Origin of the sequence: Nonomuraea sp. NPDC050478 (assembly GCF_044458265.1) — a bacterium.
GTDB classification, from domain to species: Bacteria; Actinomycetota; Actinomycetes; order Streptosporangiales; family Streptosporangiaceae; genus Nonomuraea; species Nonomuraea ferruginea.
The window spans coordinates 600,384-614,895 of the sequence record NZ_JBITHT010000004.1; the positions used below are offsets into that span (position 1 = coordinate 600,384).

A 14,512-nucleotide genomic window follows, 5' to 3' on the forward strand; every position below is an offset into this window, starting at 1 on the left:
TCAGTCTGACCAGTCGACGGCGACGAGCTCGGGCAGCGGCTCGAACTCCTTGACGGCGTCCAGCGAGGGACCCATGGCGGCGTTGGCCTCGCGCTCCACCATCACCTCCACCAGCACCGGAAGCCGCCGGCGGGCCGCCTCGCCGGACGCCCATGCCAGCGCGTCGCGGATGTCGCCGGGCAGTTCCACCCGGCGCGCCGGGCAGCCGAAGGACTCCATGGCCTTGACATGGTCGATGCCGCCCTCCCCGTAGTGCAGGTCCACCGCGAAGTTCATGCCGTACGGGATCTCGGCCTGCCTGATGAGACCCAGATACTCGTTGTTGATCATGACGATCACGAACGGGATGTTGTACTGGGCGGCGACCGCGACCTCCTCCATGAGGAACTGGAAGGAGTAGTCGCCGACGACCACCACAACGTCGCGCTCCGGGTGCGCGGTCTTCACCCCGATCGCGGCCGGCACCTCCCACCCGAGCGGCCCGGCCTGCCCGCACACGAGGTAGCGGCGCGGCAGGTAGGTCGTCTGGAACTGGCCGGACCAGATCTGGTAGAGCCCGATGGCGGTGACGAACGTGGTGTCCCTGCCGAAGTGCTCGTTGATCTCGCGGAACACCCTCGGCGGCTTGATCGGCACGTCCTCGAAGTCGTCCCTGCGGACCAGGGTGGCGCGCAGCTCGCCGACCCGGCGCACCCACTTGCCCGGCCGGCGCGGGGCGGGGTGCCGGGAGCGCGCCTCGTCCAGCAGCCCGGCCAGCACCGGCCGGGCGTGCGCGACGATCCCGAGGTCGGGCTCGAAGACCCGGCCGAGCTGCATGGGCTCGATGTCGACGTGGATGAACCGCCGGTTCCCCCGGTAGACGTCGAGGTCGCCGGTGTGCCGGTCGCCGAACCTGGCGCCCACGGCCAGCACGAGGTCGCTGTCGAGGAAGGCGGCGTTGCCCCACCGGGTCTGGGTCTGGATGCCGGCCATCCCGGCGAACAGCGGGTGGTCCTCCGGGAAGGCGCCCTTGCCCATGAGCGTCACCTGCACCGGCACCTGAAGGTGCTCGGCCAGGCGGCGCAGTTCCTCGTGCGCGTCCGCGATGATCACGCCGCCGCCGGCCAGGATCAGCGGCCGCTTGGCGGCGGCCAGCAGGTCCACCGCCCTGCGCACCGCCTGGGGCAGCGGCCTGGGCTCCTCGACGGGCAGCGGCGCGTCGACCGCGGGATCGTACCGGCAGGTCCCGCGCTGCACGTCCAGCGGCAGGTCGATGAGCACCGGCCCCGGCCGCCCCGAGCGGGCGATCCGGAACGCCTCGCGGAACAGCCACGGCGCCTGCGCGGGCTCCTTGAGCTGCACCGCCCACTTGGTGACCGGTTTGGCGATCTCCACGATGTCGACCGCCTGGAACGCCTCCTGGTGCAGCTTCGAGCTGACCGCCTGACCGGTGACGCAGATCATCGGGATCGAGTCGGCCATCGCCGTGTAGAGCCCGGTGATCATGTTGGTGCCGGCGGGGCCGGAGGTGCCGATGCACACGCCCACGTTCCCGGTCACGCGGGCCCAGCCGTCGGCGGCGTGCGTGCCGCCCTCCTCGTGGCGGACCGTGATGTGCCGGATCGAGCTGTGCTGCAGCGCCGCGTACAGCGGCAGGATGGCGGCGCCCGGGATGCCGAAGACGGTGTCCACGCCCTCCGACTCCAGCACCTTGACCACGGCCTCCATGCACGGGACGGCGTTCATCCGTTGAACCTTTCGACGACCTTGAGCAGGGCGGAGTGGTCGAGCGAGCCGTGGCCCTGGGCGCGGGCGGCCGCGACGAGCTGGGCCACCTGCGCGGTGAGCGGCAGCGCGACGCCGGCCTCGCGGGCGGCGGCCACGGCGATGCCCATGTCCTTGTGGTGCAGGTCGATGCGGAAGCCCGGGGCGAACTCCCGTCTGATCATGGTGTGCCGCTTGATGTCGAGGATCCGGGAGCCGGCCAGACCGCCCGCGAGCACGTCCAGACCGGCCACCGGGTCCACCCCCGACGCCTCCAGGAGCACGATGGCCTCCGCCACCAGGCCGTAGATGCCGCCCACCACGAGCTGGTTGGCGGCCTTGACCGTCTGGCCCGCGCCGGGCGGGCCGACGTGCACGATCGTGGTGCCGAGCGCGCCGAGCACCGGCCGGGCCGCCGCGAAGTCCTCGGGGTCGCCGCCCACCATGATCGACAGGGTGCCGTCGACGGCGCCGCGCTCGCCGCCGCTCACCGGCGCGTCCAGGGCGCGGACGCCCTTGGCGGCGGCCTCGCGGGCGACCCACCGGGAGGTGTCCGGCCTGATCGTGCTCATGTCCAGGTAGATCAGGCCGGACGCGCCGTGCGCGACGACGACCGGCGCGACCTCCTCGACCTGCGGCGAGTCGGGCAGCATGGTGATCACCACGTCCGCGTCGGCGACCGCCTCGGCCACCCCGGCCGCGCCCTTGCCGCCGCGGGCCTCCAGCTCGGCGACCCGTTCGGCGCTGACGTCGTAGCCGACGACGTCGTACCCGGCCTTGACGAGGTTGGCGGCCATCGGGCTGCCCATGATCCCGAGGCCGATGAAAGCTATGGTCACTGCCGCCTCCAAGCGAACGCGCCCGGCCCCTCGTGCCGGTACTCCAGCCCGACGTGCCCCCGGTAGCCCGCCGCCGCCAGCCGGGCGAAGATCTCCGGGTACGGCATGCGCCCGCTGCCGGGTTGCCCGCGGCCGGGGTCGTCGGCGATCTGCACGTGACCGAACCTGGCGGCGTGCGCGTCGATGAGCGCGAGCACGTCCTCCCCCATCACGTGCAGGTGGTACAGGTCCGCCAGGAAGGCCACGTTGTCCCGGCCCACCTCGTCGATCAGGTCGAAGGCGGCGGCCGACGAGGTGATCGGGTAGTGCGGGTTCTCCCGGGAGTTGAGCGCCTCGACGACCACGGTGGCGCCGGCGCCCGCCGCCGCGTCGGCAGCCGCCCGCAGGTTCGCCACGGCCAGCGCCCTATCGGTGCCCGGGTCGTTGCCGTACAGCGCGTTGAGCGTGCCGCAGCCCAGCTCGGCGGCGAAGCCGGCGGCGACGCCGACATTGGCCAGGAACCGCGCGGAGTCGTCCGGCCGGGCGAGCAGGCCGCGCTCGCCCGCCGCCATGTCCCCGGCGTCGAAGTTGAGCCCCACCAGGCGCACGCCGGCGTCCTCGATGGCCGCGCGGAGCGCGTCCAGCTCGGCGCGCGACGGCTCGGCCGTGCCGAACGGCCACCACAGCTCCACCGCGTCGAACCCGGCCTTGGCCGCGGCGGCGGGCCGCTCCAGCAGCGGCAGGTCGGTGAACAGGATGGACAGGTTGACGTCGAACCTCATGGCGAGAGCCTCCCGAGCGCCGAGCGCAGCAGCCGCGCCGTCTCGGACGGGGTGCGGCCGACCCGGACCCCGACCGCCTCCAGGGCCTCCTTCTTGGCCTGGGCGGTGCCGGACGAGCCGGACACGATCGCGCCCGCGTGCCCCATGGTCTTGCCTTCCGGCGCGGTGAACCCGGCGACGTAGGCCACGACCGGCTTGGTGACGTGCCCGGCGATGTAGGCGGCGGCCCGCTCCTCGGCGTCGCCGCCGATCTCGCCGATCATCACGATCGCGTCGGTGCCGGGGTCCTCCTGGAAGGCCGCCAGGCAGTCGATGTGCGTGGTGCCCACCACCGGGTCGCCGCCGATCCCGACCGCGGTGGAGAAGCCGAGGTCGCGCAGCTCGTACATGAGCTGGTACGTGAGCGTGCCGGACTTGGAGACCAGGCCGATCCGCCCGGCGGAGGTGATGTCGGCGGGGATGATCCCGGCCGACGACTGGCCGGGGCTGATCAGGCCGGGGCAGTTCGGGCCGATGATCCGGGTGCCGGCGCGGGCCGCCAGGGCGCGGAACCGTACCGTGTCGTGCACCGGCACGCCCTCGGTGATGACCACGCAGAGCGGCACCCGCGCGGCGACGGCCTCCTCGACGGCGCCGAAGGTGAAGCGCGGCGGCACGAACACCACCGACACCTCCGCGCCGGTCTCCGCCGCGGCCTCGGCCACCGAGCCGAACACCGGCACCGTGCGCTCGCCGAAGTCGACCGTGCGGCCGCCCTTGCCGGGCGTCACCCCGGCCACCACGTCGGTGCCGACGGCCAGCATGCGGGCCGTGTGCCGGGTGCCCTCCGCGCCGGTCATGCCCTGCACGAGCACCCGGCTGTCCTTGGTCAGGAAGATCGCCATCACGCACCTGCCGCGAGTCTGGCCGCCGTCTCGGCGGCGCCGTCCATGGTGGGGACCTGCCGGACCGCCGGGTGCCTGGCCTCGCTCAGGATGCGCCGCCCGGCCTCCGCGTTGTTGCCGTCCAGCCGTACGACGATCGGCCGGCCGAGGCCGCGCTCGCCGAGCAGTTCCAGAGCCGTCACGATGCCGTTGGCCACCGCGTCGCAGGCGGTGATGCCGCCGAAGACGTTCACCAGCACCGAGCGCACGTCCGGGTCGGCCAGGATGATCTCCAACCCGTCGGCCATCACCTGCGCCGAGGCGCCGCCGCCGATGTCGAGGAAGTTGGCCGGGGCCGCGCCCGCGCCCGCCACCACGTCCAGCGTGCTCATCACCAGGCCGGCGCCGTTGCCGATGACGCCGACCCGCCCGTCGAGCTTCACGTAGTTGAGCCCCTTGGCCCTGGCCCTGTCCTCCAGGCTGTCCGCGGGCTCCGCGTACTCCCAGGAGTGGCGGTAGGCAGCGTTAGCGTCGAGCGTCACCTTGCCGTCAAGGGCCACGATCCGCTGGCCGGTGGTGCAGATCAGCGGGTTCACCTCGACCAGGACGGCGTCCTCGGCCACCATCACCCGCCACAGCCGCTCCAGCACCTGCGCGGCGGCCTCCGGCAGCCCCGCCTTGGCCGCGAGCTGCCGGGCCGTCTCCGCGTCCACACCGGTCTCAGGGTCGATCTGGACGCGCACGATGGCGTCGGGGTCGGTGGCCGCCAGCTCCTCGATCTCCATGCCGCCCTGGGCGGACACCATGGCGAGGAAGCCGCCCTCGGCCCGGTCCACGAGGAAGGCCGCGTAGTACTCCTCGAAGGGCACCGTGGCGGTCTCGACGAGCACGCGGTGCGCAGTGTGCCCCTTGATGTCCATGCCGATCACGTGGCCGGCCTCGTCCTCGGCGGCGGCCGGGCCGGGGGCGGTCCTGATGCCGCCCGCCTTGCCGCGTCCGCCGGTCTTCACCTGGGCCTTGATGACGACGGGCGCGCCCAGCTCGGCGGCGATCGCGCGGGCTTCCTGGGGGGTGGCCGCGACCCTGCCCGCGGGGATCGGTATCCCGTGGCGCCCGAAGAGCTCCTTCGCCTGATACTCGTACAGGTCCATTCGAGCCTCCTTTGTAGACGGTATACCGTATGGAATATCCCTCGTCCAGACCCTCGACAGGGCTCGGTGTACCGGATATTCCATACGGTATGGAGAATGCAACAACTGTCAGAGACTGGCGCGGGCGCTCCTACCTCGTGGGACCGGTGCCCGCCGACCGCACCCGGATGTTCCGTCTCGCACTGGCGGCCATGGCCGCGATCGGCCCCCTGCAGTACGGCTTCGCGGCCCTGCTGGCCACGGACGCGAACGGGCTGATCCTGCTGGCCGCCTGCATCGTCTTCCAGTCCGTCGGCGCGCTGCCGACCCTGCGGCTGGTCCGCCACGGCCGCCTGCCGGTCCGCGCCGCGCTGGCCGCCGGCGCCGCGCTCACGACGCTCGGCCTGCTGACGGCCGCCGTCGTGGGCGCCGGAACCGGAACGGCGGCGCTCCCCCTCGCCCTGCTCGGATACGCCGTGCTCGGCGGACTCGGCGCCGGAGCCGTGTACGGGGTCTGCGGCGAAGTGGTCTCCTCCTGGTATCCCGACCGTCCCGCCGCCCGGGTGAGCATGGTGACGGGCGCCTTCGGGTACGGGTCCGCGCCGCTCCTGGTGTGGGCCGGGCTCGCGCCCGCCATGACGCCGGCCGTGTTCGCGGTGGCGGCGCTGCTGGCCGCGGCGGCGATCGGGACGGCGGCCAGGTCCCTGCGGCTGGCCCCCGAGGGCTGGTGGCCGGAGACGGTGGAGCCCCGCGCGCACGCGCTGGAGGCGGCGCGGCTGCGCAGGACGCCCGGCGCGGTGCGGCAGTTCGGGCTGGCCCAGGCGCTGCGCACCCGGGCGCTGCCGGCCCTGGCGGTGATCCTGGCCTGCGCGGGCGCGGTGTCGGTGTTCGACGTGGTGGTCGTGGCGAGCACCGGCGCGTGGGGCGCGCTGGCCCTCATGGTGGCGCTCAACGGCGGCGGGCGGGCGGTCGCGATGCGGCTGTCGGAGTTCCTCGGCCGCCGCCTGGTGCTGGCCTCGGTGCTCGGACTCCTCGCGGTGGGCCAAATCCTCCTGGCAGGCGCCATGAACCTCACCGCCAGGCCGGCCGGCGGCGTGGCGGGCCTGCCCCCGGAAGCCGCAAACGCGGCCGCGCTGGACGCGGGGGCCGCGCCAGGGACCGGGGCCGCGCTGGACGCCGGGGCCGTGCTGGGGGTCGCGGCCGGGAGTCCGCTGCTCTGGCTCGGCGCGATCGCCGCCGGGCTGGGCGGCGGGGCGTTCTACCCGCTGGTCGCGAGCCTGGTCAGGGAGTTCTTCGGCGAACGGCAGACCTGCGAGATCCACGCGGTCGTTTACAGCGCCAAGGCCGCGGCAGGAGTGCTCGGTGTGGCCATGGCCGCGTACGCGCTCACCGCGCCCGCGACGGCGCTCCTGCTCGCCGCGGGGCTCGCCGCGCTGCCCGCGCTGGCGTCGACGCGGCTGCGCACCCCCGGCCTGCCCGCCACGATCCCTTTGTGACGGGCCGGCCCGCCACGATCCCCCTATGACGGGCCTCCCCGTCATGATGCCCCTGTGACCTCGGTCTCTGTGATGAGACTCACGATCAGCCGAAGGTACGGGGCGGTATGCTGTAGGCAGTCGACCAAAACCATTTCGTCAGCCCCTGGAGTCAGAATCATGTTGCTGTCGGATCAGGCCGGTCGGGCGGCGGCCCCCAAGATCCCCCGCCCCGCCACGCTCCGGGAGAGCGTGATCGAGGCCATCCAGGAGCTCATCGTCTCCGGCCAGCTCAAGCCCGGCCAGCACCTGGTCGAGAGCGAGCTGGCCGAGCTGCTCGGCGTGTCGCGGCAGCCCGTCCGCGAGGCGCTGCAGCAGCTCAGCGGCGAGGGCTGGGTCGACCTGCACCCCGGTCAGGGCGCGTTCGTGCACATCCCCACGATGGAGGAGGCCGACCAGCTGCTCGCGGTCCGCGCGCTGCTGGAGACCGAGTCCGCCAGGCTCGCCGCGCGGCACGCCGGCGAGGAAGGGGTGGCCCGGCTGCGCGCCCTGTGCCGGCGCGGCATCGAGGCCGTCCAGTCCGACGACGTGGACGGCGCGGTGGCCACCAACTCCGAGCTGCACGCCCTGGTCACCGAGCTGTCCGGCAACAAGGTGCTGTCCGAGCTGGCCAGCCAGGTCGCCCGCCGCGTGCGGTGGTACCACACGCCCGTGGCCCGGCAGCGCGGCATGGCCTCCTGGGAGGAGCACACCGCCCTGATCGACGCCATCGAGCGCGGCGACCAGGAGAGGGCCGCCCACATCATGCGCGAGCACACCGAGCACACCCGCGCCTCCTACATGGAGCAGCGCGAGAGCGATCCGGTGGAGCCCGCACCCAAGCCGGTCCGTCGCCGCCGCCCGCGGACGCCGGCCACCGGTTGACCCGGCGTTCACACCCGGACGCCTATCCCGTAACACCTCGGGCAGAGGATGGGGACGCGGAAGTCGCCCCGGCACTTCGAGCAGAGGTTTGGGACGATTCTTGTCCGAAACCAGGCGACGAAAGGAGGTGAACAGAGATGAAGAAGCTTGCCCGCTTCCTCCTTGGAGATCCCCTCGGCCAGCCCGCCGACGGCCGGCCGATCGGGATCGGCCTGGCCACCGCGCTCAGGAAGCAGCGCTCCGCCGACGACGCGGAGCGGTTCCTGACCCGGTGGGCCGAGCAGCGCCACGTGCACAAGAGCGTGCGCTGACGGCTGAGGTGCCGCGCACAGGGGTGGCGCCCCCCCGCGCGCGGCGCGCCTCAGCGCTCCGAGTCCGAACGCACCGGATCGGACGACGCCGAGTCCTCTTCCAGCGGCTCCCCTGCCGCCTTCGCGTCGCGGGCCGACTTCATCAGGCTCAGCACCGTGGTCACGGCGAGAGTCCCGAGGATGACGCCCAGAGAGACCAGGATCGGGATCTCCGGCGCCCACGACACGCCGTCGTGGTGCATCGCCTCCAAGATGAGTTTGACTCCGATGAAGGCCAGCACCACCGACAGTCCCTTGCTCAGGTAGACCAGCCGGTCGAGCAGGCCGCCGATCAGGAAGAACAGCTGCCGCAGCCCCATGAGGGCGAAGGCGTTGGCGGTGAACACAAGGTAGGGCTCCTTGGTGAGCCCGAAGATGGCCGGGATCGAGTCGAGCGCGAACAGCAGGTCGGTGGTGCCGATGGCGACCATGACGATCAGCATCGGCGTCACCATCCTGCGGCCCAGGTGCACGGTGAGCCGGGCGCCGTAGTAGGTGTCCGTGGTCGGGAGCACCCGGCGCACCGCGCGCAGGGCGGCGTTCTCGCTGAACTCGGCCTCGTCCTCCTCGTGCCCGATCAGTTTCCAGGCGGTGTAGACGAGGAAGGCGCCGAAGACGTAGAACAGCCAGTCGAACCTGGCCACGGCCTCGGCGCCGGCGGCGATGAAGGCGCCGCGCATCAACAGGGCCAGGACGATCCCGATGAGCAGCACCTTCTGCCGGTACTGCCGGGGCACCCTGAACCTGCTCATGATCAGAATGAAGACGAACAGGTTGTCGACGCTGAGCGAGTATTCGGTGATCCATCCCGCGAAGAACTCGCCGCCGTGCTGCGCCCCCGAGACGAAGAGCAGCCCGCATCCGAAGGCGATGGCCAGGGCGACGTAGAACGACACCCAGGCCACGCACTCCCGGAAGGAGGGCTCGCGGGGGTTGCGGGCGACGAGGTAGAAGTCCAGCGCGAGCACGATCGCGAAACCGCCGATCGTGGCGAGCCAGACCCAGGCGGGCAGGTTCATCGACGAGCTCCCTTCCTGGTCTGCATGACCTGGGCATGGCGGACGTACAGGCCGAACAGCGCCTCGGCGCGGGGGTTGCCCGCGCGGCGGCGCATCAGCCAGGGCGGCATGACCCGTTCGTGCAGGAAGACGAAGCCGATCGCGAAGCCGAGACTCACCATCGCCTGGAACAGCAGGAAGGTGAGCACGCCGTCGTTCGCCCCGGCCCCGGCGACGCTCTCCTGGAGCAGCCGGGACAGCGGGAAAGCGGCCATCCAGTAGAGCCCGGTGGGGCCGAACGTGCCGGGCCGGAACACGCCGCGTCCGAGCAGCACCCCGTACAGCCCGCCGAAGAAGGCGAGCGGCGCGGACAGTGCGAGCGCGGACTGGGCGGCCAGGCCGGCGGGGACCTCCGCGAGGAGGGTCAGCCCGCCGGCCAGCGCACCGGCGACGGCTCCGATCGTCGCCCCGGGCAGGGCGAGTTCGAGGTCGTCCCGATCGATCATCAACCCACGACCACCCCGAAGGCGAACAGGCTGTAGAACAGCATGCCCAGATAGAACACCGCGCCGAGGCCGATGATCACGTTGGTCCACCACTTCGGCCTGATCGGTCTGGGCAGCATGCGGTTGTTGACCAGCAGCAGCGTCACGCAGTACGCGCCCATCGCGAACGTCGACAGGAACGCCAGCGTGTCCAGGATCCCCTCAGGCCCGTCGGCCGGGCCGAAGAGCAGGATCAGGATGCCGAAGATGATCACGCCCCACAGGAAGCCCGCGTACAGGTGCGACATGCGCAGCTTCTTCGCGCCGGGCACGAAGTTGTAGGTCATGTCGGCCTGGCCGCGCGAGAACGAGTCGAAGAGCCCCAGCGTGGCGTTGAGCCCGATCAGCGCGATGAACCCGAGGAAGACGCCGCCGAGCACCGAGCTGCCCGCCGAGGAGACGGCCTCGGACATGGCGCTCAGCGCCACGTCCCGGTCGTCGCCCCGCAGCGCGGTCTGCACCTCGGGGTTCAGCCGCGCCGCCGACTGGGCGATCACCGTGAAGGAGATCGTGACCAGCATGGTGATGCCCCAGAAGAGCGCCAGCGCGTCGAACGTGACCCAGCGCCGCCAGCCCTTCCACTTGGCCATCTCCGCGGGGTCCTCGGTGTCGAACATGAAGCCCCGCGAGGGCATGGCCTCTTCCTCGCCCGCGTGCCGCAGCCCGCGTACCTTCGGGATGTGCGCGCCCATGCCGGCGCCGGAGTCGCGCAGGTGCAGCGTGTACCACATCTGCTGCATGCCCGACGGTCCGGCGAAGGCGCAGGCGCCCACGATGACCGGGAACCACGCCGCTGTCATGGCCTCCTCCGGAAGATAGCCGAAGGCGAACATGCCGGTGATGGTGGTGACCACGTCGTTCCACGAGCCCACCATCGCGGCGACCACGGAGGTGCCGATCACGAGCGTGCCGATGAGTAAGGACAGCACGTTCTCCAGGACGTTGTAGATCACCTTGGCCAGGCTGAAGATCACCCCGACCAGGATGAGCCCGGCTATGGCCGTGACCATCCACGGGATCCCGGTTATCTGCTCGAACGCCGCCGCGCCGGCCGACAGGTGGCCCGGCCAGATGTAGACGAGGACGGCGACGATGAAGAAGAACCACATGATGGGCTTGAACACCCGGGCCGCGCCGGAGAAGATGCTCTCCCCCGTGGCCATGGCGTACCGCGCCATCTCCAGCATCACCACGGCCTGCAGGGTGACGCCGATCAGGAACAGCCACCTGATCTCCGGCCCGAACAGCAGCACGAGCCTGGGCCACATGTAGGACTCGCCCATCCCCACGCCCAGGGCGACGAGGAAGACGGTGGGCCCCAGGATGTGCACCGAGGGAGGCGCATCGGGGAGTTTCCTGATGGGCATCGGCTCAAGCCGGCCCGCTTTCCATACTCGTTTGTCCTCATCCGGCGGCGCAGACGTCGCCGGGGTGTTGGATGTGTCCACCTACGGACCTCCTGGGGGGTTGGTTGTTCTCCTGCGCTGCCCCGATCGCCCCCTCGCCAGGTGATGAGCTCGGCTCTTAGCTCAGCAGCCCGGCCGCTCTTGCCCAGCGGTACTTGGCGCCCAGCACCGCCACCGGCTTCTCGGTCGTGTAGGGGTACGCGACCACGCCGTGCTCGAACAGGTACTCCGACGCCTCCTCGACCTCGGTGTCTCCGGCAAGCGAAGCCACGACGGGCTTGACGTTGCCCTTCTCCCGCTCCTCCGCCACGACGCGGGCGATCAGCTCCGCGAAGACCATCGGCGGGGTCACGATGGTGTGCCAGTAACCCAGCACGAGCGCGTGGATCCGGTCGTCGGCCAGACCGAGCCGGACCGTGTTCTGGTAGGTCGACGGCGGCTCGCCGCCGGTGATGTCGACCGGGTTGCCGGCCGCGCCGAACGGGGGGATGAAGGCGCGGAACGCCTCGTCCAGGTCCGGCGGGATGTCCATCAGCGTCAGCCCGGCGTCCACGCAGGCGTCCGAGAGAAGCACCCCGGAACCGCCCGCCCCGGTGATGATGACGACGTTCTCGCCCTTGGGCGCGGGCAGGATCGGCAGCGCCCGCGCGTACTCGAGCATGTCGTTGAGCCCGGGCGCGCGCACCACGCCGGCCTGCCGCAGGATGTCGTCGTACACCTTGTCGTCGCCCGCCAGCGCCCCCGTGTGGGAGCCGGCGGCCCGCGCGCCCATGGCGGTGCGCCCCGCCTTGAGCACGATGACCGGCTTCTCCTTGACGACCCGGCGGGCCGCGTCGACGAAGCCGCGGCCGTCCTTGAGGTCCTCCAGGTGCATGGCGACGGCCTTGGTGTTGTCGTCCTGTTCGAAGAACGTCAGCAGGTCGTCCTCGTCCACGTCGGCCTTGTTGCCGACGCCGACGATCGCCGACACGCCCATCTTGGTGGTCCGGCTGAAGCCCAGGATGGCCATGCCGATGCCGCCGCTCTGCGAGGTCAGCGCCACGCTGCCCTTGACGTCGTACGGGGTGCAGAACGTCGCGCAGAGGTTCTCCGGCGTGTAGTAGTAGCCGTAGATGTTGGGACCGAGCATCCGCACGCCGTGCCGCCTGGCGATCTCCACGATCTCCTGCTGGCCCTCGACGTTGCCGGTCTCGGCGAACCCCGACGGGATCATGATCGCGCCGGCCACACCCTTGCGCCCGGCGTCCTCCAGCGCGGCCGGGACGAACTTGGCGGGGATGGCGAACACGGCCACGTCCACGTCGTGCGGCACGTCGGAGATGCTCTGGTACGCGGGCAGCCCCATGATCTCGGGGGCCTTGGGGTTGATCGGGAAGATCCTGCCCTGGTAGCCGCCGTTGATGAGGTTGCGCATGACCGAGTTGCCGATCTTGCCGTCCTCGGCGGAGGCGCCGATCACGGCCACCGAGCGCGGCTTGAAGATCCGCGTCATCTGCCGCAGGATCTCCTCCCTCGGCAGCCGGTCGGGCTCCCTGGCCGGCTCGCCGATGATGATGCGCACGTCCGCGGCGACCGCCCCGCGCGCGTCGGCGAAGACCGGGTTGAGGTCCACCTCGGCGATCTCGGGGAAGTCCGTGACGAGCCTGCTCACGCGTTCGATCAGTTCCGCCAGCGCCTTGCGGTCGGCCGGCTCCGCGCCGCGTGCCCCACGCAGCACCTCAGCCGCTTTGATGTCGTCCAGCATCCCCAGCGCCTCATCACCCGAAACCGGGGCAAGCCGGAAGGTGACGTCCTTGAGCACCTCGACCAGGACACCGCCGAGGCCGAACGCGACGACCTTGCCGAAGGTGGGGTCGGTGACCGCGCCCACGATGACCTCGTGGCCGCCGCCGACGAGCTGCTGCACCTGGACGCCGTCGATGCGGGCGTCGGGGTCGTACGCCCGCGCGTTGGCCAGGATCTTGTCGAAGCCCTCCCGTACCTCGTCGGCCGTCTTCACCCCGACCAGCACGCCGCCAGCGTCGGTCTTGTGCAGGATGTCCGGTGAGACGATCTTCAGGACGACCGGGAAGCCGATCTCGGCCGCCAGCTCGGCGGCCTGGCCCGCCGAGGTGGCCAGGCCCTCCCCGGGGGTGGCGATCCCGTACGCCTGGCAGATGCCGCGCCCCTCGGGGGCGGTCAGTGCCGTGCGGCCCTCGGCCAGCGCCTTGTCCAGCACGTCCCTGACCGCGCCGCGCGCCCCTTGCTCCACTAGATGACTCCGTTCGTCTTGAGCTCGGCCAGCTCGTCGGCGCTCACGCCCAGCTCGCCGTAGATCTCCTGGTTGTGCTCGCCGAGCAGGGGCGACGTCCTGACCTCCACCGGGGAGTCGGACAGCTGCAGCGGGCTGCCGACGGTGAGGAACTCGCCCCGCTCCGGGTGGTCGACCGCGACGACCATGCCCTCCTCGCGCAACGACTCGTCCTCGATCAGCTCCTTGGTGGACAGGATCGGCCCGCACGGCACGTTGGCCGCGTTCAGCTTGTCGAGGACCGTCCACTTGTCGTGCCTGATCGTCCACTCCTCGATGAGCTGGAACATCTTGTCCAGCTTGGGCAGCCGCGCCTCGGGAGTGGCCCACTCGGGGTCGTCGGCCAGCTCGGCGCGGCCGATGATCTCCGAGATGGGCTTCCAGCCGACCGGCTGGACGATCACGTAGATGTAGTCGTTCGGCCCGCCGGGCGCGCAGCGCACCGCCCAGCCGGGCTGGCCGCCGCCGCTGGCGTTGCCGGAGCGGGGCACCTCGTCGCCGAAGGTCTTGTTCGGGTACTCGCGCAGCGGGCCGTGCGCCAGCCGCTGCTGGTCACGGAGCTTGACCCGGGCGAGGTTCAGCACCGCGTGCTGCATGGCCACCTGCACCCGCTGGCCCCGGTCCGTGGTCTGGCGCTGATAGAGCGCGGCCAGGATGCCGGCGACGGCGTGGATGCCGGTGCCGGAGTCGCCGATCTGCGCGCCGGTGGCCAGCGGCGGGCCGTCCTCGAAGCCGGTGGTGGTCATCGAGCCGCCCATCGCCTGGGCGATCACCTCGTACGCCTTGAACGCGCGGTAGCGGCCGGGGCCGAAGCCCTTGATGGAGGCGTAGATCAGGCGCGGGTTGAGCTCCTGGAGCCGCTCCCAGGTGAAGCCCATCCGGTCGACGGCGCCGGGGCCGAAGTTCTCCACCAGGACGTCGGACTGCTTCACCAGCTGGGTGAAGATCTCCTTGCCGCGCTCGGACTTCATGTTGAGCGTGATGCTGCGCTTGTTGCAGTTCAGCATCGTGAAGTAGAGGCTGTCGACGCCGGGCAGGTCACGCAGCTGCTGCCGGGTGATGTCGCCGGTGATGGACTCCAGCTTGACCACGTCGGCGCCCAGCCAGGCGAGCAGCTGGGTGGCGGACGGGCCCGACTGGACATGGGTCATGTCGAGGACGCGGACACCTTCGAGTGCCTTCATGTTC

At 71.4% G+C, this 14,512-nt stretch carries 13 protein-coding genes; 3 read left to right on the forward strand and 10 right to left on the reverse strand.

Annotated elements, in window-relative coordinates; translation table 11 throughout:
* From gcl to sucC, 5 genes are read right to left on the reverse strand one after another with little or no spacing between them, the layout of a single operon-like run.
* Window positions 1–1,725 (reverse strand): glyoxylate carboligase, encoded by a 1,725-nt coding sequence (gcl, locus tag ACIBF7_RS22700; RefSeq protein WP_397198071.1) that lies wholly within the window; start codon window positions 1,723–1,725, stop codon window positions 1–3.
* The gene (locus ACIBF7_RS22705; RefSeq protein ID WP_219549735.1) at window positions 1,722–2,582 is read right to left on the reverse strand and encodes a 2-hydroxy-3-oxopropionate reductase; all 861 of its coding nucleotides are present in this window, start codon (window positions 2,580–2,582) and stop codon (window positions 1,722–1,724) included. The genes gcl and ACIBF7_RS22705 overlap by 4 nt, the downstream gene beginning before the upstream one ends.
* On the reverse strand, window positions 2,579–3,343 hold the full coding sequence (locus ACIBF7_RS22710) for a hydroxypyruvate isomerase family protein (protein ID WP_397198072.1): 765 nt from the start codon (window positions 3,341–3,343) through the stop codon (window positions 2,579–2,581). The genes ACIBF7_RS22705 and ACIBF7_RS22710 overlap by 4 nt, the downstream gene beginning before the upstream one ends.
* On the reverse strand, window positions 3,340–4,227 hold the full coding sequence (sucD, locus tag ACIBF7_RS22715; RefSeq protein WP_397198073.1) for a succinate--CoA ligase subunit alpha: 888 nt from the start codon (window positions 4,225–4,227) through the stop codon (window positions 3,340–3,342). The genes ACIBF7_RS22710 and sucD overlap by 4 nt, the downstream gene beginning before the upstream one ends.
* The gene (gene sucC, locus ACIBF7_RS22720; RefSeq protein WP_397198074.1) at window positions 4,227–5,357 is read right to left on the reverse strand and encodes an ADP-forming succinate--CoA ligase subunit beta; all 1,131 of its coding nucleotides are present in this window, start codon (window positions 5,355–5,357) and stop codon (window positions 4,227–4,229) included. The genes sucD and sucC overlap by 1 nt, the downstream gene beginning before the upstream one ends.
* Window positions 5,358–5,446: 89 nt before the next feature.
* Here sucC and ACIBF7_RS22725 point away from each other — a divergent pair, with 89 nt between their 5' ends.
* The 3 genes from ACIBF7_RS22725 (at window position 5,447) to ACIBF7_RS22735 (ending at window position 8,046) form a co-directional block, all read left to right on the forward strand.
* Entirely contained in the window at window positions 5,447–6,832 is a 1,386-nt protein-coding gene (locus tag ACIBF7_RS22725; RefSeq protein ID WP_397198075.1) for a hypothetical protein, read from the forward strand.
* A 159-nt stretch (window positions 6,833–6,991) separates the two neighbouring features.
* The gene (locus tag ACIBF7_RS22730; protein WP_397198076.1) at window positions 6,992–7,735 is read left to right on the forward strand and encodes a GntR family transcriptional regulator; all 744 of its coding nucleotides are present in this window, start codon (window positions 6,992–6,994) and stop codon (window positions 7,733–7,735) included.
* Between the two features lie 137 nt (window positions 7,736–7,872).
* The gene (locus ACIBF7_RS22735) at window positions 7,873–8,046 is read left to right on the forward strand and encodes a hypothetical protein (RefSeq protein WP_219549728.1); all 174 of its coding nucleotides are present in this window, start codon (window positions 7,873–7,875) and stop codon (window positions 8,044–8,046) included.
* Between the two features lie 50 nt (window positions 8,047–8,096).
* Here the strand turns inward: ACIBF7_RS22735 and ACIBF7_RS22740 are convergent, their stop codons facing one another.
* The 5 genes from ACIBF7_RS22740 to frc form a co-directional block, all read right to left on the reverse strand.
* Complete coding sequence (locus ACIBF7_RS22740; protein WP_148033364.1) at window positions 8,097–9,104, reverse strand: TerC family protein; 1,008 nt, start codon at window positions 9,102–9,104, stop codon at window positions 8,097–8,099.
* Window positions 9,101–9,589: a hypothetical protein gene (locus ACIBF7_RS22745; protein ID WP_148033365.1), complete on the reverse strand. Its 489-nt coding sequence runs from the start codon at window positions 9,587–9,589 to the stop codon at window positions 9,101–9,103. Before ACIBF7_RS22745 ends, ACIBF7_RS22740 begins: the two co-directional genes overlap by 4 nt.
* Window positions 9,589–10,995, reverse strand: coding sequence for an Nramp family divalent metal transporter (locus ACIBF7_RS22750; RefSeq protein WP_397198077.1), 1,407 nt, complete (start codon window positions 10,993–10,995; stop codon window positions 9,589–9,591). Before ACIBF7_RS22750 ends, ACIBF7_RS22745 begins: the two co-directional genes overlap by 1 nt.
* Window positions 10,996–11,152: 157 nt before the next feature.
* Window positions 11,153–13,285, reverse strand: coding sequence for an acetate--CoA ligase family protein (locus ACIBF7_RS22755; RefSeq protein WP_397198078.1), 2,133 nt, complete (start codon window positions 13,283–13,285; stop codon window positions 11,153–11,155).
* Window positions 13,285–14,508 (reverse strand): formyl-CoA transferase, encoded by a 1,224-nt coding sequence (gene frc, locus ACIBF7_RS22760; protein WP_397198079.1) that lies wholly within the window; start codon window positions 14,506–14,508, stop codon window positions 13,285–13,287. The genes ACIBF7_RS22755 and frc overlap by 1 nt, the downstream gene beginning before the upstream one ends.
* Between the last annotated feature and the right edge of the window lie 4 nt (window positions 14,509–14,512).

Coding starts and splice junctions, on each gene's coding strand:
- gcl (WP_397198071.1), bottom strand. CDS start 1,725: ATGAACGCCGTCCCGTGCATGGAGGCCGTGGTCAAGGTGCTGGAGTCG.
- ACIBF7_RS22710 (WP_397198072.1), bottom strand. CDS start 3,343: ATGAGGTTCGACGTCAACCTGTCCATCCTGTTCACCGACCTGCCGCTG.
- sucD (WP_397198073.1), bottom strand. CDS start 4,227: ATGGCGATCTTCCTGACCAAGGACAGCCGGGTGCTCGTGCAGGGCATG.
- sucC (WP_397198074.1), bottom strand. CDS start 5,357: ATGGACCTGTACGAGTATCAGGCGAAGGAGCTCTTCGGGCGCCACGGG.
- ACIBF7_RS22725 (WP_397198075.1), top strand. CDS start 5,447: ATGGAGAATGCAACAACTGTCAGAGACTGGCGCGGGCGCTCCTACCTC.
- ACIBF7_RS22730 (WP_397198076.1), top strand. CDS start 6,992: ATGTTGCTGTCGGATCAGGCCGGTCGGGCGGCGGCCCCCAAGATCCCC.
- ACIBF7_RS22735 (WP_219549728.1), top strand. CDS start 7,873: ATGAAGAAGCTTGCCCGCTTCCTCCTTGGAGATCCCCTCGGCCAGCCC.
- ACIBF7_RS22740 (WP_148033364.1), bottom strand. CDS start 9,104: ATGAACCTGCCCGCCTGGGTCTGGCTCGCCACGATCGGCGGTTTCGCG.
- ACIBF7_RS22745 (WP_148033365.1), bottom strand. CDS start 9,589: ATGATCGATCGGGACGACCTCGAACTCGCCCTGCCCGGGGCGACGATC.
- ACIBF7_RS22750 (WP_397198077.1), bottom strand. CDS start 10,995: ATGCCCATCAGGAAACTCCCCGATGCGCCTCCCTCGGTGCACATCCTG.
- frc (WP_397198079.1), bottom strand. CDS start 14,508: ATGAAGGCACTCGAAGGTGTCCGCGTCCTCGACATGACCCATGTCCAG.